This window comes from Kitasatospora purpeofusca, assembly GCF_034043715.1.
In the GTDB taxonomy this organism is placed as follows: Bacteria; Actinomycetota; Actinomycetes; order Streptomycetales; family Streptomycetaceae; genus Kitasatospora; species Kitasatospora purpeofusca_A.
In genome coordinates, this window is sequence record NZ_JAXCLC010000005.1 from 101,476 (window position 1) to 120,216 (window position 18,741).

The 18,741-nt window shown below is 72.1% G+C and carries 20 protein-coding genes and 1 pseudogene; 12 read left to right on the plus strand and 9 right to left on the minus strand.

The annotated features are described in order from the left end of the window. The first annotated feature begins 341 nt into the window (after positions 1 to 341). Entirely contained in the window at positions 342 to 1,316 is a 975-nt protein-coding gene (locus SM793_RS04265; RefSeq protein WP_320436625.1) for an SGNH/GDSL hydrolase family protein, read from the plus strand. Between the two features lie 244 nt (positions 1,317 to 1,560). On the opposite strand, the gene SM793_RS04270 is transcribed toward SM793_RS04265, so the two are convergent. Next, positions 1,561 to 1,764, minus strand: coding sequence for a hypothetical protein (locus SM793_RS04270; RefSeq protein WP_320436626.1), 204 nt, complete (start codon positions 1,762 to 1,764; stop codon positions 1,561 to 1,563). Positions 1,765 to 2,367: 603 nt separating this feature from the next. Between SM793_RS04270 and SM793_RS04275 the strand changes: the two genes are divergently transcribed. From SM793_RS04275 to SM793_RS04285, 3 genes are all read left to right on the plus strand, one after another. Beyond that, positions 2,368 to 2,925: a TetR/AcrR family transcriptional regulator gene (locus SM793_RS04275; RefSeq protein WP_320436627.1), complete on the plus strand. Its 558-nt coding sequence runs from the start codon at positions 2,368 to 2,370 to the stop codon at positions 2,923 to 2,925. Next, a complete protein-coding gene (locus tag SM793_RS04280; protein ID WP_320436628.1) occupies positions 2,922 to 3,218 on the plus strand; it encodes a hypothetical protein in 297 nt (98 codons plus the stop codon). Before SM793_RS04275 ends, SM793_RS04280 begins: the two co-directional genes overlap by 4 nt. A gap of 111 nt (positions 3,219 to 3,329) precedes the next feature. Then, on the plus strand, positions 3,330 to 4,013 hold the full coding sequence (locus SM793_RS04285) for a carbonic anhydrase (RefSeq protein WP_320436629.1): 684 nt from the start codon (positions 3,330 to 3,332) through the stop codon (positions 4,011 to 4,013). Positions 4,014 to 4,053: 40 nt separating this feature from the next. On the opposite strand, the gene SM793_RS04290 is transcribed toward SM793_RS04285, so the two are convergent. The 6 genes from SM793_RS04290 to SM793_RS04315 form a co-directional block, all read right to left on the minus strand. Further along, positions 4,054 to 4,434, minus strand: a complete 381-nt coding sequence (locus tag SM793_RS04290; protein WP_320436630.1) for a metalloregulator ArsR/SmtB family transcription factor — start codon at positions 4,432 to 4,434, stop codon at positions 4,054 to 4,056. Between the two features lie 80 nt (positions 4,435 to 4,514). Continuing rightward, positions 4,515 to 4,856 (minus strand): STAS domain-containing protein, encoded by a 342-nt coding sequence (locus SM793_RS04295; protein ID WP_320436696.1) that lies wholly within the window; start codon positions 4,854 to 4,856, stop codon positions 4,515 to 4,517. A gap of 600 nt (positions 4,857 to 5,456) precedes the next feature. Beyond that, positions 5,457 to 6,221 carry a hypothetical protein gene (locus SM793_RS04300; protein WP_320436631.1) on the minus strand — a complete coding sequence of 255 codons (765 nt, stop codon included), beginning with the start codon at positions 6,219 to 6,221 and terminating at the stop codon, positions 5,457 to 5,459. 870 nt (positions 6,222 to 7,091) lie between these two features. Then, on the minus strand, positions 7,092 to 7,295 hold the full coding sequence (locus SM793_RS04305) for a cold-shock protein (RefSeq protein ID WP_099897249.1): 204 nt from the start codon (positions 7,293 to 7,295) through the stop codon (positions 7,092 to 7,094). A gap of 450 nt (positions 7,296 to 7,745) precedes the next feature. Further along, positions 7,746 to 7,973, minus strand: a complete 228-nt coding sequence (locus SM793_RS04310) for a hypothetical protein (protein ID WP_320436632.1) — start codon at positions 7,971 to 7,973, stop codon at positions 7,746 to 7,748. A gap of 287 nt (positions 7,974 to 8,260) precedes the next feature. After that, a complete protein-coding gene (locus SM793_RS04315; RefSeq protein WP_320436697.1) occupies positions 8,261 to 8,542 on the minus strand; it encodes a MerR family transcriptional regulator in 282 nt (93 codons plus the stop codon). Positions 8,543 to 9,269: 727 nt separating this feature from the next. Here SM793_RS04315 and SM793_RS04320 point away from each other — a divergent pair. Continuing rightward, on the plus strand, positions 9,270 to 9,494 hold the full coding sequence (locus SM793_RS04320; protein ID WP_320436633.1) for a hypothetical protein: 225 nt from the start codon (positions 9,270 to 9,272) through the stop codon (positions 9,492 to 9,494). Positions 9,495 to 9,803: 309 nt separating this feature from the next. Then, entirely contained in the window at positions 9,804 to 10,916 is a 1,113-nt protein-coding gene (locus SM793_RS04325; protein ID WP_320436634.1) for a hypothetical protein, read from the plus strand. A 181-nt stretch (positions 10,917 to 11,097) separates the two neighbouring features. Here the strand turns inward: SM793_RS04325 and SM793_RS04330 are convergent. Both SM793_RS04330 and SM793_RS04335 read right to left on the minus strand, forming a co-directional pair. Further along, positions 11,098 to 11,295, minus strand: a pseudogene (locus SM793_RS04330) (hypothetical protein); the annotation flags it as partial. 22 nt (positions 11,296 to 11,317) lie between these two features. Further along, the gene (locus SM793_RS04335; RefSeq protein WP_320436635.1) at positions 11,318 to 12,154 is read right to left on the minus strand and encodes an EamA family transporter; all 837 of its coding nucleotides are present in this window, start codon (positions 12,152 to 12,154) and stop codon (positions 11,318 to 11,320) included. A 120-nt stretch (positions 12,155 to 12,274) separates the two neighbouring features. On the opposite strand from SM793_RS04335, the gene SM793_RS04340 reads away from it, so the two are divergent. The 6 genes from SM793_RS04340 (at position 12,275) to SM793_RS04365 (ending at position 18,696) form a co-directional block, all read left to right on the plus strand. Continuing rightward, the gene (locus tag SM793_RS04340; protein WP_320436636.1) at positions 12,275 to 12,859 is read left to right on the plus strand and encodes an XRE family transcriptional regulator; all 585 of its coding nucleotides are present in this window, start codon (positions 12,275 to 12,277) and stop codon (positions 12,857 to 12,859) included. Between the two features lie 201 nt (positions 12,860 to 13,060). Next, on the plus strand, positions 13,061 to 13,774 hold the full coding sequence (locus SM793_RS04345) for a molybdopterin-dependent oxidoreductase (protein ID WP_320436637.1): 714 nt from the start codon (positions 13,061 to 13,063) through the stop codon (positions 13,772 to 13,774). Then, positions 13,758 to 14,411: a cytochrome b/b6 domain-containing protein gene (locus tag SM793_RS04350; RefSeq protein WP_320436638.1), complete on the plus strand. Its 654-nt coding sequence runs from the start codon at positions 13,758 to 13,760 to the stop codon at positions 14,409 to 14,411. The genes SM793_RS04345 and SM793_RS04350 overlap by 17 nt, the downstream gene beginning before the upstream one ends. Before the next feature lie 288 nt (positions 14,412 to 14,699). After that, a complete protein-coding gene (locus SM793_RS04355; RefSeq protein ID WP_320436639.1) occupies positions 14,700 to 15,809 on the plus strand; it encodes a PucR family transcriptional regulator in 1,110 nt (369 codons plus the stop codon). Positions 15,810 to 15,999: 190 nt separating this feature from the next. Beyond that, a complete protein-coding gene (locus tag SM793_RS04360) occupies positions 16,000 to 16,602 on the plus strand; it encodes a hypothetical protein (RefSeq protein WP_320436640.1) in 603 nt (200 codons plus the stop codon). A gap of 72 nt (positions 16,603 to 16,674) precedes the next feature. After that, positions 16,675 to 18,696 (plus strand): flotillin family protein, encoded by a 2,022-nt coding sequence (locus SM793_RS04365; protein ID WP_320436641.1) that lies wholly within the window; start codon positions 16,675 to 16,677, stop codon positions 18,694 to 18,696. The last annotated feature ends 45 nt before the right edge of the window (positions 18,697 to 18,741 follow it).

The following is an 18,741-nucleotide window of genomic DNA, read 5'->3' on the forward strand; positions in this document are numbered from 1 at the left end:
TGGGCAGTCAGACGGGAGTTACTTGCGGGTAGGAGCCCCGGCCGCGTACATCAGACCGCCCTGTCGGGCTCAGCGTCAAGCCCGTTGACATAAGGCGGGCGAGGGTGAAAGGCCGCGCCGTGAACTGCCGGTCGGAACGCCACGAATTCCGCTCCGGGGCGTTTCGGAAATGCCCCGGATAGGCAACGGTGGGCTGCCGAGAATCCACCCGAAGACTCCTCGGAAATCTCTGCGCAGTGTATGGACAGGTGCGAAACCTGACAGTAACTTACTTGCCGGTAGCAGCTGCTGCGGTCAGGCTCGTGCAATCCCCCACCGTTCTTCTCCCCCAGGAGGAATCTGTGCTTCGCCCTGCCCGGAAACTTCGTACGACCCCCGTCTCCCGGAAGTCCGCTCTGCTCGGCGCGGCCGCGCTTGGCGCGGCCCTCGCGCTGACCTCCACCAGCGCCCAGGCCAACACCACCGCCCAGGCCGACACCACCGCCCCCCGGCACTACGTGGCACTCGGCGACTCCTATGCCGCCGGCGCCGGGGTGCCCGGCCAGTCGGCCGGCCTCTGCCTGCGCTCCGACCACAACTACGGAAGCCTGGTGGCGTCCACCCTCAAGGCCGCCGCCTACACCGACGTCACCTGCTCCGCCGCCAAGATCAGCGCGATGACCGAGCCCCAGTACGCGGGCATGGAGTGGGGTGGCACCGCCCAACTCGACGCCGTGACGGGGGACACCGACCTGGTGACCGTCGGCATCGGCGGAAACGACCTCGGCACCAGCCCGCTCGGGATCGCCGAGGTGATCGCCACCTGCATCGGCGGCACCGTGGTCAACCCCCAGGGCACGCCCTGCAAGGACGTCTACAACCACGGCCACTGGGAGTGGGACTGGTCCAGCTGGTCCTGGACCTGGCAGTACGGCACCGACGACCTCGTCGACCGGATCAACGGCGCCGCGCCCCGACTCGCCGACGTGTTGAACCGGATCCACACCAAGGCCCCCAACGCCCGCGTACTGGTGGTGGGTTACCCGTCCGTGGTGCCCGCCGACGGATCCACCTGCAGCGAGCGCCAGCCGGTGACCCCCGGCGACGTGGAGTACCTGCACGACACGCTCGGCAGGCTCAACGCCATGCTCAGCTCCACCGCCACCGCCAACGGTGCGACCTACGTCGACACCGCGACCCCGACCACGGGCCACGACATCTGCTCCGACGACCGCTGGATCGAAGGCGCCCTGCCCACCTCCCCGGCCGCCCCGTTCCACCCGAACGCCACCGGCGAGAAGGTGATGGCGGACACCGTGCTCGCCACCCTGCGCTGATCCCGCGGCCCAGGTAGACCTCTGCCAACCTCCCGAAGGGGGTGGTCAGCCCCCGGTCATGGCTGCAGAACCTGGCGATCCGCAACCTGAGCCAAGGCGGGGGGCGAGGCCGGGGGCCGGGCACTGGCCTCGTCCGGCGCGGTGCCCAACACCTCGAACCCGACCGGCACCGCCCCTGGCGGCCTGGTCGTCACAGCGGTCGGTTGGACCCACGTGCTCGAGGTCGCCGGCGGCGGGGCGGGTCCTACCGGACCGCGAAGTCGCACCACTGCGTCCACGGGGATGTGAGCGAGTGGTCCTCGGCGCGGACCCGCCAGCGGTACGACCCTTCGGGCAGGGCCGTCGGCAGGGCGAGGGTGATGACCCTCCTCCCCCCGGTCGGCCTGGTCTCCTGGATGAAGGGCGCGGCCTCGTCGCCGGGCCTGGCGATCTCGAACTGACCGTTCATGTCGGGATAGCTGGGAAACGGATAGAAGGGATCCCCTTCGCTGGGAGCTACGCTCGCGGCGAACTGGGTGAAGACCGACGGGTACACGACCGGCGTCGTCGGTCCGCAGAACTGGTAGCCCTCGTAGGGGCCGGCCGAGATGCGCGTAAGCGTCGGCGTGCCGGGAGTGGCCGTCGCGGATGTCGTCGCCGGAGAGGGAGACGCGCCCAGCACCGCGAATATCGATGTCACGGCGCCCACGGCGGCCGTACGCCGAACCCACCGTCCACCCGTACGTCCCCTGCGATTCCTCTTCATCGAAACCCCCGTCAAGCCTTCGGCGGGGCGCACTCGGGTGATCCGGTGCGCCGTGACGAGGGTCAGTACACACCGCGGCCACGCACTTGGAGGGGCAGGTGAGGCGGCTGTCACGGTTCCGTAAGCTTTCCGGCCGGCCACCTCCAGTGGTGCGGCGAACCTCGTGGATCAGTCGCCATGGGGCGCCGCCATCCCGGGTCTGCCGCCTCCATGGTGTCAACGGCTTGACCGTCTAGGACAGCTGACCTAGGTTGTGGCTCTAGGTCAACTGTCCTACGGCGTCGGAAGGGGATCACCGTGAATGCTGTGGCGACCCGCGAACAGATCGTGGCGGCGGCCGACCGGCTCTTCTACCACCACGGCTACGAGCACACCTCGTTCGCGGACATCGCGGGAGCCGTCGGGTTGTCGCGGGGCAACTTCTACTACCACTTCAAGTCCAAGGACGCGATCCTGGACGCGGTGATCGACGCCCGCCTGGCCGACACCCGGCGGATGCTGGAGCAGTGGGAGGCCGAGGCGCCGACCCCGGCCGGGCGCATCATGCGGTACGTCGGGATCGTGCTGACCAACCGCGCCGACATCCAGAACCACGGCTGCCCGGTCGGCACCCTGACCACGGAGCTGGCCAAGCTGGAACATGCCATGCTCGGCCAGGCCGGCCGCCTGTTCACCCTGTTCCGCGAGTGGCTCCGCGAGCAGTTCGCGCTGCTCGGCCCGGCCGAGCGCGCTGACGAGCTGGCGATGCACGTGCTCGCCTTCAGCCAGGGCGTCGCCGTCATGGCCAACGCCTTTCACGACGAAGCGTTCATCCAGCGTGAAGTCGACCGGATGCGCGACTGGCTGCACGCCTGCGAGAGATGAGAGATCCCATGTTCGTGGTCCTGCTTCGCTTCTCCGACAACAAGCCCGCCGCCGGCCGGCACCTGGCCGGCCATCAGGAATGGATCAAGCGCGGCCTGGACGACGGGGTCTTCCTGCTGGTCGGCAGTATCCACCCGGGCCTCGGCGGTGCCATCCTCGCCCACAACACCTCGGGCGAGGAGTTGCGCAAGCGCGTCGACGAGGACCCGTTCGTCGCCCAGGACGTCGTCACGGCGGAGATCACCGAGATCGCGCCGGGAATGGCGGACGAGCGGCTGAGCTTCCTGCTGTGACGGTGCTCGCCGTCCCCCGGCCCGGAGCCGGCGCCGGACGGTGCACGCGCGAATCGGGAGTATGGTGATGTGTCGTCACACAGGGTGCTTCTGAGGGAAGTAGGGCGCCTGATGGATCGGCGAACTGTGCTCCGGGCGGGTGTGTTCACCGCGGCAGTGCTCGCGGTGCCGGCTCCGGCCGCGGCGGCGCCACTGCCCGCAGGCACGCCCGAGCAGGCGTTGGCCAGGCTGCGGGCGGGCAACGAGCGGTGGTCCGGTGATCGGGCCGCCCGTCCGGATGCCGGGGCCGCTCGCCGTGTCGAGCTGGCCAGGGGCCAGGAGCCGTTCGCGGTGGTGTTCTCCTGCATCGACTCCCGGGTGCCGCCGGAGCTGGTCTTCGACCAGGGCCTGGGCGATCTGATGGTGATCCGCACCGCCGGCCACACCCATGATTCGCTGGTGGCCGGCAGCCTGGAGTACGGGCCCGCCGAGCTGGGGACTCCGCTCCTGGTCGTCCTGGGGCATCAGCACTGCGGGGCGGTGACCACGGCCGTCGAGTGTTTCCGCGACGGCCGGCAGCTGCCCGGCCACCTGGCCGACATCGCGTACGACCTGCGCCGCCCCTACGACGAGGCCGTTCGCCTCGGCGCGGCGCCGGGCGACCTGGTCGAGGCCACCATCCACGCCCAGACCCGGCAGACCGTGGCCGCGCTGCAGCACGACCGCCTGCTGCGGCCGCTGGTCGCGGCCGGGCGGTTGCGGGTGGTCGGCGCGTACTACGGGCTGGACTCCGGCCGGGTCGCCTTCTTCGACTGACCGGCGTGCTGTCGCCGCGGGGCCGTTCCGGGGCGGGCGCTCAGTCGTGCGGCGGGGGAGCTGCTTCGGGGCGCAGGTCTTCGAGGAGTCCGGCGCGGTCGGTCAGCAGGGCGGTGAGGATGGAGCGGGCGACGGTGAGGAGTTCGCCGATCTCGGGACTGGTGAGCCGGTAGAGGACGGAGGCGCCCTCGCGCCGGGACGTGACGACGCCGGTGCGGCGCAGGATGGCGAGTTGCTGGGACAGGTGGGCCGCCTCCACGCCGACTTCCGGGAGGAGTTCGGCGACGGCGTGCTCGCGTTCGCTGAGGAGTTCCAGGACGCGGATGCGCACGGGGTGGCCGAGGGTTTTGAAGAACTCGGCCTTGTGCTGGTAGAGCGGCACGGCGGTGACGGAGGGCTGTCGTGGAGTGGCGGCGGTCATGGCTTCACCGCCCCCGTCGACTGGTGGGTGGGCTGGTCATCATCGCGTCAGACTCTAGCAACGCCGGGAAAGCTCCCCGGTCAGTGCGGGGCGAGGGCGGCCAGCGCCGTGTCGGTGTCGGGATACAGACGCAGGACGCCCAGGCCGTGGGCGGTGGCGAGCAGCGGCGCGTCCCGTCCGGAGAGGCCGCACACGGCCAGGAGGCCGTGGTCGGCGCCGAGGCGGCCGGCGGCGTTGACGATCGCGGCCTCGCCCTCACCGCTCCAGCCCCGCAGTGCGGCGAGGTCGATGACGATCGCCCCGGTGCAGCGCGCGCCGCTCCAGTCGACGGCGCCGGCCAGGCGGTGCGCCACGCTCTCGCCGAGGAATCCGGACAGGCGCATCACGCCGATGTCACCGGTTCGCTCCAACTCCCATTGCATGCTCACCGCCACCTCTTCTCAGCACACCCGAGGTGGCGGCGAGCACTGGCGAGGCCCCGACGACCCATCAGGGGCAGGGGTCCGGAATGCCCGCCCGGAGTGCGCCGGTACCGCCCGGTTGCCGGCGGACGCCACAAGTCGTCCGCCGCCGCCGCGAACGGAGCGGGCAGTGCCCGCGCACGCCGGTGCGTTGCAACACGCATCCTGATCCCCTTCCTCGCTGTTGCCAATATTAGCAACTGCTAAGCTCTGCAATGTGCAGGTTGCCGGAAGCGCCTGTCACACAGTGGCCGCCCCGGAACCGACGCCGGGGCGGCCATCTCGGCGTGGGCACCGGGGCCGTCACGGTGGTGGAGTTCGGGGTGGGGCCGGAGGCAACGGCCCGCAGGCCCTGGCCGGGCATGCCCGGTACTACGCCGGTGTCACCGGTGTGGCCGTGCGGGTCGTCGGCTTCGACGGCGTCGAGGTAGCAGGTGACCCGCGGGCCCACCCCGTCGGTGAGCTGCCGGTCGTCCAGGGCGCGGCCGACCCGAGGTGGGTCCGGCGTACCGCCAGGGCGGCGACCGGGTCAGGGGTGGTCCCGGTGACCCTCTCCGTCGCCTACGCCGGTTCGGACGGGCGGCACAGAACGACGGCCGCGGTGTCGTGCGCCCTGCCCCTGAATGCCCCGGTCGCCGTGCACGCCTCGGCCTCGCGTGTCGCGTCGATGACCTGGCCGGGCCCGGATTCGGACAGCTCGACCATGAAGCGCGGCCAGCTCCAGCCGTACCGCTCGGGCAGGCGGGAAGCGCCTGCGGACAGGACGGCGACCTGCTGGATCTGCGACAGCGGGATGCTTGCCGTCAGGGCATGGTCAGCGGCCTCGGGCTTGGCACCGGCCACCCAGAAACCGCCGGTGCCGCTGTTGCGGTAGCCGCGTACGGCTTCCTCCGTGTACGAGCCCAGGTATGCCACCCGGTCGTCGACGATGACCTCGACCGCTCCGTTGAGCCGGTGCAGCGCGACGGGCGAGTGGCCGAGCACGAGGACGTCCAGGCTGCCGTCCCGCTCGCGAACCACCGCGACGGTCGACGAGGGACTGTCCGCGTTCGTCATGTCGCAGGTCCGGCCGTGCCGGTCGACCAGCACGGTCAGGGCGGTGCGCAGGATCTCCCGGAGACCGGCCGAGCTGTCCGTGAGCAGCTGCGCGCAGAGAAGTCCCGCCAACTGCTCCACGTACCAGGTGACATCGTGGGTGCAGCCCGTCGTGGCTCCCGTGGCGGTGGCGCCGTCCAGGACGAAGGCGAACCCCGGCCCGGTGACGACGGCAGCCTCGCTGACGCCGCCCGGCGTCGGGACGGTCGCGTGCGTGATCTCGAACGGCATCGGGAAATCCCCTGCTCGGGTGGGTCGGACTCGGAGGCTGACGTGCGCTGCCGCGGGTGTCTGGCCGACCGCGCTGGGCCGACTGCGGTGGCGGGCCGGGCTGGGCCGACTGCGCGGGGCCGACCGCGCTGGGCCGACTGCGCTGGGTGGGCCGGGCTGCCCGGGCCCGAGCGGGGTCGGTCCGGTCAAGGTCGGGGGCCCGGCCGTACCCGCGTCTCGGGCAGGGAGGAGAGATGCCGGCCCGGTGCCTCAGAGCGGCAGGAGCGCGACAGCCGGCGTCGGCGACCACTCCGTGGCGCTCCCGTGGCTTGGTGCCTGGGCCTGACGGCCGGTCGACATGCCGCCCACCATCAGGGCGAGCCGAAGCCGAACCGCGTAGCCGCAGTGGGTGAGTGCTTGCGTCGTGTGCGCCGCGAACCCGCTTCGCGCGGAGGGGATTTCGACGGAGGGGACGTGACGTGGGGTCGCGTGCGGGAAGGGAGGGATGCGATCCGAGCCGGTTCGGCCGGGAGTGTTCGCGAGGGGCAGTGCCCCTGAGGCGGCGGGTCGGTGCGAGCGGTGGTCGGGAGTGGGAATGCGAGGAACCCTTCTCGGGCGGCACGTCGCGAGGAGGCTCCGCGGCGCTGGGCAGCGGGAGGTCGCACGGGACGGGCCGGGGTGTGCGGAGCGGGCCGCGGACGGGGTGCTCCGCGTCGTGCGGACGTGCCCGTCAGTCAGGGAGTCAGGGAGCCAGGGAGCCAGGGGGCCAGGGGGCCGGGGGGCCGTAACGGCCCGGGGCGCGCGTCGTGGCGCAATGCCGAGGGGCCCGCACCGGGCATCATGTACGCGGTGCGGGCCCCTCGCTGCCAGGCGGGTGCCGTGGCAGAAGAACTACAGCGGACGAATGTTCTCGGCCTGCGGGCCCTTCTGACCCTGCGTGACGTCGAACTCGACCTTCTGGCCCTCGAGCAGCTCGCGGAAGCCGTTGGCGTTGATGTTCGAGTAGTGGGCGAAGACGTCGGCGCCGCCACCGTCCTGCTCGATGAAGCCGAAGCCCTTTTCCGCGTTGAACCACTTCACAGTGCCATTAGCCATAAAGAAATCTCCTTCAAGGGGCTGTCCGGAATCCGCACGGTGCGGGATCCGAGTCGCCGCGATGAGCACCCGCCCGGGGAAGAGCCGGGAAACAAAAAGGCGCCTGCGATACATCAGCAGGCGCACAACGTTCATGGGACCACAACTGCAACTCGGAAGAGAGTAGCAGGCTCTGTGCCCCGGCGGTGGCCCGGGGTGTCGGGAAGTGCTGCGGAGCCCTTCACGAGGCGCGTAGGGCCGACCGTTGGATCTACGCGTTGCTGACGGCCCGTCAGACTTCGGTCCGCCCGGCCGACGGCGCCGCCCCGGGGCGGGGCGGGCCGCCCGGGGCCGGGCGAAGAGGGCGGACCGAAGAGGGCGACGGACCGGCGTGGTTGCCCAGGGGGCGCGCGGCAGGGTCCGCGCCATGCGTGGCTCGGCGCACTCGGGCGGGAACGCGTGCGTCCTGGGTCAGAGTTTGAACATGGCGGTGTAGGGCTGGGTGATGCGTTCCTGCCGCGATCCGAAGTCGACGAGTACCGCGATGTCGCTGTCGCCTTCGACTCCGATGGCCCGGCCGAGGCCGTACTGGTCGTGAGTGACGCGGTCGCCGACGGCGAAGTGCTTGCGCGGTGCTTCGATCCGGGCCTTGAAGGGGCTGGTGGGCAGGACACGGCGGACTGCTGCAGATTTCGTCATTCCCTGTAGTATGCGCCGGAAATCGCGGGAGCGGGTCCTTCCGGCGCATTTAATTTCGGAGTCCGACGGGAATTTCGCGTGCGGTGTCCGGCGGCCCTCCCCGGAGCCGGCGGCGCCGCCGGGCCCCCACGTACGCGCCGGGCGCACCGGGGACCGGGGATCGGGTCGGACCCTCGAGCAGTGCCTCGCCCGTTCGCACGGTGCCGGGGAGCGCCCGCGAAGCGCGCGGCCGACCTGACGGCCCGCGTGCGGGAGCGTGGGCCCGGTCCGTCGCCCCGTCGGGCGGGTCAGGTGTCGGCGGCGGGCTCCTGGCCGTGCTGGGAGCGGCGGAGCTGTTCGTTGATGTGCAGGGCTTCTTCGAGTTGGTCTTCGAGGATGATGATGCGGCAGGCGGCGTCGATGGGGGTGCCCTGGTCGACGAGGTCGCGGGCGCGCATGGCGATCCGTAGCTGGTAGCGGGAGTAGCGGCGGTGTCCGCCCTCCGAGCGCAGGGGGGTGATGAGGCCCTGGTCGCCCAGGGAGCGCAGGAAGCCGGGGGTGGTGCGGGTCATCTCGGCGGCGCGGCCCATGGTGTAGGCGGGGTAGTCGTCGTCGTCGAGGGAGTCGGGGGTATGCGGTCGGATGGTTGCCGTGGTCACTGCACCTCTTCTTGTTGTTGTGTCCGGGGACGCGCTGAGGGGCCCCGGGGCCGTAGCGGCTCCCGGGGCCCCGAAGGGTTTTACACCATCTACCGGCTCTGGGGCCGGGTTGTTTATGTCCGCACTGCCCCGGGGGAGGGGGTGTGCGGGGATCGCGTATGCGTGACCGGAAACCACCGTCCTTGCCTTGGGGTCTTCGGAATCCGCCCGGGTGATGCCTCACGGGCCGGGCGATCCTGATGGCGCTCCGTCCCCTCCGTTCATCCTCTGTACTGACCGGAACTGCGAACTGACCGGAACTGCTGGTACCGCGGAACTGCTGGATGGAGGCCCCTGATACCTGCGGGCCGCCCGGCCCGGCCACCGGTCCTGTCGCCTTGCTGCACACTCTCTGGCTTCACAACCCTGTAACCGTGCCGACCTGCGAACTCCTACCCGCCGGTTCGTGTCCGGCGGGTGCCGCTCCATCTCGTCGACGAGAGAAACACTAACCATGGCGTGTGGCAATGTCTACTCCGGCGGGCATAGATTTTTCGGTGTCGGTCGGGCAGGTAGTCTTCGCCCCGCACGGGGCGGGGCGGCGGGTCGCCGCACCCGCGCCGGCACGGAGGGCGCCGCGTCCGGCGGCCAGGGATCACGAGTGGACGGGAGACGAGCGGTGGAAGGGCCGCAGGCCGCGAGGCGGGTGTGCACCCCCGACCCCCATACCCAGGCGTCGCTGGCGGCGGCCATCGCCGAAGCCGTCCGCGACCGGGACGAGCGGGTCCTGCGCCGGCTGCTGGCCCGCTTCGCCGAGCAGGCCGCCCTCACCGACCTGCCCGCCCTGCGCGACGCCATCGACACCACCGGGCAGCACGGCGACCGCCCGCCGGGAGCCCGCTAGGCCGGAACGGCCCGCCGCACTCCCGGACCGGAAGGCGCGGGCGGCCGCGTCGCAGGTCGGGCAGACCCAACCGGCCCGGCGCGGCGGATACCAGCCCTGCCCCGGGCCGCCGCGGGCTCCACCGGTCGAGCAGCGGCCGTGGTGCGCACGCTCTCCCGGCCCGCGGTGGCCGGTTCCCGCCCGGGGACGTAGTACCGAGGCGGCGGATCGCGGACCGGGCGATGGCCGGCAGCGACGGGAGAGGCGGGCGAACTGCACCCCCGCGCCTGGCGCGGAAGAATCGACCCGCCCGTTTTGTAGCGTCTTCGCATGCCACGCTCCGCGCCGACGGGCGCCTATCGCGAACTCATGGACCTGACGGCTGCTGACGGGAATCCCATCAGCGTTTCCCAGCTCGAACGCTGGCGGCGCGAGCGCCTACTGCCCGCCCCCGACAGGGTGTTCCTGGGGCGGGCCGGCACCCGCACCTCCTATCCGCAGGAGGTGAAAGACCTCGCTCGCGCGTTGGCGCGCAGGCACCGGCCGGGCCGTCTTCTGGACGACACGGTCCTGCTCGCCTTCTTCTGCGACAGCGCCCCAACCCCCGAGCTCCCATTGAAGTTGGCGCTTGTCAGGACGTACTTCCCTCACCGGGAACGCCACCGCGACACGGTGGCCAGGACCACCGACGCCGTCCCCGACGACCCCGGTTCCGAGCGGGACATCTACTACGACTGGGCGGAGGCCGAAGCCGTCCTCGAAGTCGAGGGGGGTGGGACGGCCGTCCGGCAGATGCGCGCGAACCTGCGTCGGCTGCCCGACCTCGCCCGCGCCCCGCGGGAAGAGGTCGACAGTCGCCTGGTCGGTGTGCTGACCCACCTCAACTCGCCCCGTCTGCCCGAGAACGACCTCGACCTCATGCGCGACCTGGAGGCTGCGATCGACCTGGACTCCGAGAAGTTCAGCCTCGCCCGCCTCGCCGTCTGGGAGTACGTGGCCACGACCCACGCGGGCCAGATGGGCCGCTTCGAGGAGACGAACGGTCAGGAACGCTTCGACACGCTCTGCGGCACCCCGCTGGACGAACTCCATCGTTTGCGGGACGAAGTGGTTGCTGCCATGCAGGAGACCTGGCGGCGCGCCACTGGCGGACACCGAGGCGCCCTGGCCCTGGAAACCGTGTCGATGGCCAGGGGTGCCGCTCGCATGCTCGCCGAATGGACCACGGCTCGAAAGGCCCACCCGGAAGGCTCCTCACTCGCCGACGTCTGCTTCACCGCCAGCCTCCTCGACCTCGCCCGCGCCACCGCCCTCGCGTGGCTGCTGAACCGCGCCGACCGCCAACGGGCCGCGATGCCGTCGGTCGACCGGGCGGGCGAAGGGCGTGCGGCGTTCATCGCCCGTACCACGGGGGCCACCGGTCGGCGGCGCCGGACCCACTGACCCCTTCTGGGGCATCGGCGGGCTCTGCGGCAGGCCTGCCGGGATGCGAGGGCCGCTTGTGCCCACTGCCTCGTGGCAGCGCTCCCCGTGGCAGGAAACCGGTGGAATGCGATGCCCTTCATGGACCTCGCCTTCGTCGTCACCATCAGCGAGGAACTCGACCGATAGGACTTCCCCGTACTCAGGTGGTGGCCGTGGGGTGTGCCGGTCTGAGGTGGCGTGCGGTGGTCCGGGTGGCGTGGAGGGTTTCGAGGACGAGGGCGACGTGGGTGGTGTTCCCGGTGACGCGGGTGCGGTGGGCGGCGCGGTGGTTCCAGTGGCGGGTCAGGACGCCGGTGGTGTCCGCGTAGATGATCTCGCCGGGCTCGGGGTGTTCGACGGCGGGGTGGGCCCGGGCGGGTTCAGGCCAGGGCGAGGAGGCTGACGGCGATGGCTGCGACGCCGAGGCCGGCGAGTTGGCCGCGGTGGAGGCGTTCGGCGAGCACGCTGCGGGCGAGCAGGACGGTGCCGGCCGGGTAGAGGGCGGTGATCACGGCGACGACGGCGAGGTCGCCGCTGCGGGCGGCGAGCAGGAACAGCAGGTTCGCCACGGAGTCCAGCACACCGGCGGCGGCCGACATCGTGTACGCGGGCTTCTCGGAGCCGAGCCTGCGGTGCATCAGGGCGGCGGCGGCCAGGGTGACGGCGGAGGAGACGGCCCGGCCGGTGATCAGCGGGGCGACTCCGCTGTCGGACGGTGCCTGGTGCAGGAAGACGAGTTGCAGGGCGATGGCGGCGCCCGCGCCGAGGGCCAGCAGCAGCGCCGTGCGGCTCGGGCGCGCCGAGCCGGCGCCGTGCCCGGCGCTGACCAGCACGACCGCGACGAGGGCGAGCGGCAGGCCGATCAGTCCGGCGATGCCCAGGTGCTCGCCCTGCAGCAGCCCCACGCCGACGGGCAGCGCGGCGGACACCAGCGCGGTGACGGGCGAGAGCACGTTCATCGGCCCGATCGCCAGGGTGCGGTACAGCAGGACGAACGCGGCGGCCGAGGCGACGCCCGACGCGGCACCCCAACCGAGGGCGCCGACACTGAACGAGGCACCGAGCACCGGCCACAGCAGCAGTTCGACGGCGAGGGAGGCCGGGGCCGCGACCATCACGGTGCGCAGCACATGGGCCTTGCGGGAGCCGAGGCCGCCGAGGAAGTCGGCGCATCCGTAGGCGAGTGAGCTGCCCAGGGCCAGCAGCAGAGCGATCACGGTGACATCCCTTACTATTTACTGGAACGACCGAACGGTACATCGGACCGACCGGAAACCGCCAGTAGAACGACCGCCTGGTGCATTCGAATGGTCCCGTTGAAGGATGGTGGTGCTCGGATGGCCGAGACGGACGCGGCCCTGCGGACGGTCGCGAACAACGTCAGGGCGGCCCGCCTCCGCGCGGGCCTGTCCCTGGAGGAGCTCGGCCGGCGCGCGCAGGTCAGCAAGGGCGCTCTGGTGGGGCTGGAGAAGGCGCAGGGCAACCCCAACCTGGCCACCCTGGTCCGCCTCGCCGACACCCTCGGCATCTCGGTGTCCGACCTGATGCAGGGGCGGCCCGAAGGCCGCGTCCGCGTCGTCACCGCCGATGCCGTGGCGCCGCTGTGGACCGGGGAGCGGGGGAGCGAGGCCCGACTCCTGCTGACCACCTCCGGCCCGGCCCCGGTCGAGGTCTGGCGCTGGCGGCTCGAACCGGACGAGGAGTACCCCAGCCACCCCCACCAGCCCGGAGTCCTGGAGACCGTCAGCGTCACCGACGGCCGGATGACCCTGGTCGTCGACGGCACCGAGTACCCCGTCGAAGCGGGCCAGACCGCCACCTTCGACGGCAACGCCCCGCACGCCTACCGCGGCGCGGGCGCCGGGACCTGCCATCTGATCATGACGGTCCACCTGCCACCCGGCCCCGCCGCCGCGTCCTGATCGGCTCGGGGCGGCAGCGGCTGTGCCTCGGGCCGGCCTCGATGAAAGGTGGCTGTAGGCCACAGACGTCGGGCGCCGCGCCGGGCAGGTGGGCGGTGGCCGCGGCCGCGGCCGCGGTCGTCGGCGGCGAGAAGTGACGGAAGTCTGACGGGATGGCGCAGACCCTGGCCGATCCGCCTTCGGACTGGTCGGATCGGCAGCGTGAGCGAACAGAGCGAAGAGGGCCGGGGGACGCCGGTCGGGCGCCGGGTGGTGCTGGGGCTGCTCGGGCTCGGCGCGGCGGGGGTCGCGGCCGGCCCGTACCTCCAGCGCGCCCAGGAGGCGGTGGCGGGCAAGGACCCGACGGGGCTCACCGGTCTGCTGCCGGGAGGCGGCGGCTTCCGGTACTACTCGGTGGTCGCCTCGGTGCCGACCCGGGACGCGGACACGTACACCCTGACGGTGGACGGGCTGGTGGAACGGCCCGGCCGCTACCGCCTGGCCGACCTGCGGGCGATGCCGCAGCGCCGGATCGTGCGGGACGTGCAGTGCGTGACCGGCTGGCGGGTGCCGGACACCCCGTTCGAGGGCGTGCCGCTGGCCCACCTGCTCGACAGCGCCGGCGTCACGGCGGGCGCCCGGGCGGTGCGGTTCAGCTGCTTCGACGGCGAGTACACCGAGAGCCTCACCCTGGAGCAGGCCCGGCGCGACGACGTCCTGGTCGCGCTCAAGCTCCAGGACGCCCCGATCTCCCACTCCCACGGCGGGCCGGTGCGCCTGTACGTGGCGCCGATGTACTTCTACAAGTCGGCCAAGTGGCTGTCCGGGATCACCGTCACCGATGCGGTGCGGCCGGGCTACTGGGAGGAACTCGGCTACGACACCGACGCCTGGGTCGGCCGCTCGAACGGGCGTGACGATGCCCCGACCGCCTGACCTCCGGCTCCGCTTCACCCGGGCGGAGCGCTGGGTGCACCGCGCCACCGCCGGGCTGATGCTGACCTGCCTGGCCACCGCCGCCTGCCTCTACCTGCCGCCGCTGGCCGAACTGGTGGGCCGCCGGAGGCTGGTGGTGACCGTGCACGTGTGGGGCGGCCTCGCGCTGCCGGTGCCGCTGCTGCTCGGACTGGCCTTCCGCGCGGTGCGCGCGGACGTGTCCGGGCTGAGCCGGTTCGGTCCCGCGGACCGGGCGTGGCTGCGGGCGGTACGAGCACGCGCGTCGGACCGTCCGGCGGGGAAGTTCAACGCCGGGCAGAAGCTGTACGCCCAGTGGACGCTCGGGTCGATGCTGGTGATCGTCGGCACGGGTCTGATGATGTGGCTCGTCCACCTGACGCCGCCGGGCTGGCGGACCGGTGCGACCTTCGTCCATGACTGGCTCGCGGCGGCGATCGCCGTGGTGATCGCCGGGCACGTGCGGATGGCCGTCCGGGACCCCGAGGCCCGGCGCGGCATGCGGACCGGCCTGGTGGACCGGCGCTGGGCCGAGCGCGAGCACCCGCGGTGGGCGCCCGAGCCGGCCCCGGACCGGGGCCACCCGGCCCGCGGCGGCGCACCCGCGCAGGGCGAGTAGGCGCCGGCCGATGTCAGCCCGGCCCGCCGACGCGTCAAGGAAGTGCCAACGGGCCGGTAGGGTTTCGCTCGGTGTGCCGGGAAGTCTGGTCGGCGAGCAGGGGACAGTCCTCTTCGCTCATCGACGATTCCGGGGGACTCCCATGGCGCCTGTCGCACGCTCCGCTCCAGCGCTGCCCGACCCGGCTCCGCCACGGAGCGCGGTGGCGACGGCCCGCAGGGTGGTGGCGATGGCCCGCGCGGTGGCGGCGGCCCGCGCGGTGGCGCTCCTGGGCCGGGGACGGCTCCGGTGACGGAAGGAGCGGGCGCCCCCGCCGAACTGAGCCGCCAGTACCTGGAGCTTCTCGCCGACGTCTCCGGCACCGGCCGCAGCCTGTACCGCGCGGAGCTGGAGAGCCTGCGTCTCCTGGGTGAGCGCAGTGCCGAGTCGGGACACGGCCTGCGCGAGGTGGTCTCCTACTGCCTGGGGGCGACCCGCGAGGCGTGGCAGACCCTGCCCGGGATAGCCGGCGCCTCGACCCTCGGCGAGCTGCGGCGTGCCGGGGAGGCGGTGCTGGCGGCGACGGATGCGGCGCTCGCGGCCCTGGGGGAGGGACACGAGCGGGCACAGCGGCTGGCGGTCCGCCAGGAGGAGGCGCTGCGGCGCGAGTTCATCGACGACCTGCTCTACGGCCGCAGTGATCCGGGGGTGCTCGCGGAGCGGGCGGAGCGGTTCGGACTGCGGCTGGCCCGTACCCATGCGGTCGCGGTCGCGGTCGGGACGGACCCGTACGACGACGTGCATCCCGTGGTGCGGCGGATGGAGAGGGAGTTGGCGGGCCGCTTCGGCGAGCGGGACGTGCTGCTGGCGACCAAGGACGGCCGGCTGGTGTGCGTGGCTCCGGACAGCGAGCGCGCGGTCCTGGAGTTCTTCGCCCAGCTGGCGCTCCGCCCGGGGGCGGGCTACCGGCCGGCCCGGCGGGTGGCCACCGGGCGGCGGCACTCCGGGGCGGGCGGGGTGGTGCGCAGCTACGAGGAGGCCCTGGGCGCGATGGACTTCGCGGACCGGCTGGCACTGCCCGCCACGTTGCTGAGGGCGGAGGAACTGCTGGTGTTCCCGGTGCTGATGCGGGACCGCGCGGCGATGGCGGAGCTGGTCCGCAGCGTGCTCGGCCCGCTGACCGCGGCCAGGGGCGGGGCGCGGCCGCTGCTGGACACCATCGCCGTCCAGGCCGAGGCGGGCTATGTGAACGCGGAGGCGGCACGGCGGCTGGGGATCAGTGTGCGGACCCTCTCGTACCGCCTGGAACGCATCAAGGCCCGTACGGGGTACGACCTTTCGGACGCTCTGCAGCGTTACACCCTGGAGACCGCGGCCATGGGCGCGCGCCTGCTGGGCTGGCCGGAACAGCCGCTGTGACCGGTGCGCCCCTGCCTGGTCCGGCCCCTGCCTGGTGCGCCCGATGCCTGGTCCGGCTGATGCCTGGTCCGGGGTGTTAACAGCGCATAAAGATTGCCGGGTCCTGGCAATGTGCGAAGACCGGTTCGATTGCCAGGATTGCCGTGGCGCCGGACCGGTGCCGTGACGCGAGGCGGCGGGGGTGGGGCGGGTGCGGGGATTCACCGAGGCCGCGCTGGGGTTTCCCACGGCGCTGTTCAGCTTCGCGTTGCTGGTGGTCATCGGGTACTGGGGGCTGGTTCTGCTCGGTGGCCCGGGTGTCGGCGCCCTGGGCGGGGGAGAGGGCGCCGACACCCACGGGGGAGCTCTGGCCGGCCTAGGGCTGGGGGGCGTGCCGGTGACGGTGGCGGGTTCCCTGCTGATCGCCGTTGCCTGGTTCGTGAGCCTGGCCGGATCCGTGCTGACCGCCGGCCCGGCGGCGCGCACCGCCGTCCTGGCCGCCGCCCTGGCCACCGCCTGGGTGGTGACGCGGGCGGTGCTGCGCGCGGTCGTACGGCGGCTCCCCCGTGAACAGGCCGTCAGCCGCAGCGACTTCGTGGGACGGCTCTGCGTGGTGCGGACCGGCCGGGTGGGACCGGACTTCGGGCAGGCGGAGGTCACCGCGGAGGACGGGTCGAGCGCTGTGGTCCAGGTCCGCTCCCTCACCGGGGAGCCCGGTCTGACAGCCGGCCGGACCGCGCTCATCTTCGACTACGACCCCGACGCCGAGTGCTATCTCGTGGCCGCCTTCGATCCGGGGCCGCTCGGCCACTGACCTGGCGGCCGGCCGTGCTCCGACCTCCCTCGCACGGCCGTGCTCCGACTTCTTTCAGACAAAGGACTTGTGATGGACACCATCGCTGTCGGCTTCGGCGTGCTCGTAGCCGTCGTGCTGCTCATCGGGCTCGCCACCCTGCTGCTCACCAGCCGCCTCTACCGGAAGGTCGAGCAGGGCAAGGCGCTGATCGTCTCCAAGACGAAGAAGGTCGACGTGACCTTCACCGGCGCGGTCGTCCTGCCGGTGCTGCACCGGGCCGAGCTGATGGACATCTCGGTGAAGACCATCGAGATCTCCCGGACCGGCCGTGACGGCCTGATCTGCCGGGACAACATCCGTGCGGACATCCGGATCTCGTTCTTCGTCCGGGTGAACAAGACGGTCGAGGACGTCATCAAGGTCGCCCAGGCGATCGGCACCGCGCGGGCCAGTGACCAGGCCACCGTGCAGGACCTGTTCGCCGCCAAGTTCTCCGAGGCGCTGAAGACGGTCGGCAAGCAGCTGGACTTCACCGACCTCTACACCCACCGGCACGAGTTCCGCGACCAGATCATCGCGATCATCGGCACCGACCTCAACGGCTACAGCCTGGAGGACGCGGCCATCGACCACCTGGAGCAGACACCGCTGGGCTCGCTCGACGCCGACAACATCCTGGACGCCCAGGGCATCCGCAAGATCACCGAACTCACGGCGATCGAGCACGTGCGCACCAACGAGTACCAGCGCACGGAGGAGAAGGAGATCACCCGGCAGAACGTGGACGCCCGGGAGGCCGTCCTGGAACTGGAGCGCCGCCAGGCGGACGCCGAGATCCGCCAGCGGCGCGAGATCGAGACGCTGCGCGCCACCGAGGAGGCGGTGATCGCCCGCGTCCAGGAGCAGGAGCGGCTCAACGCGCAGACCGCGTTCCTCAGCACCGAGGAGCAGCTCGGGGTCCAGCGCGAGAACCAGGCCCGCGAGGTCGCCGTCGCACAGAAGAACCGCGAGCGGGTCATCGCGATCGAGAACGAGCGGATCGAGAAGGACCGCCTCCTGGAGGTGATCGGCCGCGACCGGGAGACCGAGCTGGCCCGGATCGCCAAGGACAAGGAGGTCGAGGAGCAGAAGCGGGAGATCGCCGACGTGATCCGCGAGCGGATCACGGTCGACCGCACCGTCGCCGAACAGGAGGAGTCCATCAAGACCCTGCGCACCGTCGAGGAGGCGGAGCGGCTGCGGAAGTCGACGGTCATCCAGGCCGAGGCCGAGGCGCAGGAGCTGCTGGTCAAGGACATCAAGGCCGCCGAGGCCGCCGAGCAGGCCGCCGAGCACAAGGCCCGCGAGTCCCTGGTCCTCGCCGAGGCGCGCCGACAGGCCGCCGAGCTGGACGCGACCGCCAAGATCCGCCTCGCCGACGGCATCCAGGCCGAGGCCGCCGCCGAGGGCCTGGCACAGGTCCGGGTCCGCGAGCAGGAGGCCGCCGCGATCGAGAAGGTCGGCCGGGCCGAGGCAGCCGTGCTGACGGAGAAGGCACAGGCCGCCGCACTGGAGATCGGCGCCAGGCTCAAGGCCGAGGCCGAGGGCCTGACCGAGAAGGCCGCCGCCATGGCCGCCCTCGACGAGGCCGGCCGGGGCCACGAGGAGTACCGGCTGCGCCTCGCGGCCGAGAAGGACGTCCGCCTCGCGGGCCTGGACGCCCAGCGGCGGATCGCCGAGGCCCAGGCCTCGCTGGTCGCGGCGGGACTGGCGAAGGCGAACATCGACATCGTCGGCGGCGACACCGTGTTCTTCGACCGCCTGGTGCGGTCGGTGACGGCGGGCAAGAGCGTGGACGCGTTCGTCGCCCACTCCGACACCGCCCGCGCTCTCGCCGGGCCCTGGCTGGACGGCAGCGCGCCCTTCACCGAGGACCTCACCCGGGTGCTCTCCTCGCTCTCCAGCGCCGACGTGCAGAACCTCACCGTCTCCGCGCTGCTGATGAAGCTCATCGGCCCGGGCGGCGACCAGAGCGGGCCGCTCACGCAGCTCCTCGCCTCCGCGCGGCAGCTGGGCATCGCCGAGACACCGATCGCCGCCCTCAACGGCGCGAAGAACCACACGAAGAAGTAGCAGAACCACGCGAAGAAGTAGCAGAACCACGCGAAGAAGCAGCAG

Bases quoted from the DNA above. Each gene is read 5' to 3' on its own strand.
- SM793_RS04300 (WP_320436631.1), bottom strand. From the start codon at position 6,221: ATGCCGTTCGAGATCACGCACGCGACCGTCCCGACGCCGGGCGGCGTC.
- SM793_RS04280 (WP_320436628.1), top strand. From the start codon at position 2,922: ATGAGAGATCCCATGTTCGTGGTCCTGCTTCGCTTCTCCGACAACAAG.
- SM793_RS04365 (WP_320436641.1), top strand. From the start codon at position 16,675: ATGGACACCATCGCTGTCGGCTTCGGCGTGCTCGTAGCCGTCGTGCTG.
- SM793_RS04310 (WP_320436632.1), bottom strand. From the start codon at position 7,973: ATGACGAAATCTGCAGCAGTCCGCCGTGTCCTGCCCACCAGCCCCTTC.
- SM793_RS04295 (WP_320436696.1), bottom strand. From the start codon at position 4,856: ATGCAATGGGAGTTGGAGCGAACCGGTGACATCGGCGTGATGCGCCTG.
- SM793_RS04290 (WP_320436630.1), bottom strand. From the start codon at position 4,434: ATGACCGCCGCCACTCCACGACAGCCCTCCGTCACCGCCGTGCCGCTC.
- SM793_RS04340 (WP_320436636.1), top strand. From the start codon at position 12,275: ATGGCCGAGACGGACGCGGCCCTGCGGACGGTCGCGAACAACGTCAGG.
- SM793_RS04305 (WP_099897249.1), bottom strand. From the start codon at position 7,295: ATGGCTAATGGCACTGTGAAGTGGTTCAACGCGGAAAAGGGCTTCGGC.
- SM793_RS04325 (WP_320436634.1), top strand. From the start codon at position 9,804: ATGCCACGCTCCGCGCCGACGGGCGCCTATCGCGAACTCATGGACCTG.
- SM793_RS04350 (WP_320436638.1), top strand. From the start codon at position 13,758: ATGCCCCGACCGCCTGACCTCCGGCTCCGCTTCACCCGGGCGGAGCGC.
- SM793_RS04270 (WP_320436626.1), bottom strand. From the start codon at position 1,764: ATGAACGGTCAGTTCGAGATCGCCAGGCCCGGCGACGAGGCCGCGCCC.
- SM793_RS04315 (WP_320436697.1), bottom strand. From the start codon at position 8,542: ATGGGCCGCGCCGCCGAGATGACCCGCACCACCCCCGGCTTCCTGCGC.
- SM793_RS04285 (WP_320436629.1), top strand. From the start codon at position 3,330: ATGGATCGGCGAACTGTGCTCCGGGCGGGTGTGTTCACCGCGGCAGTG.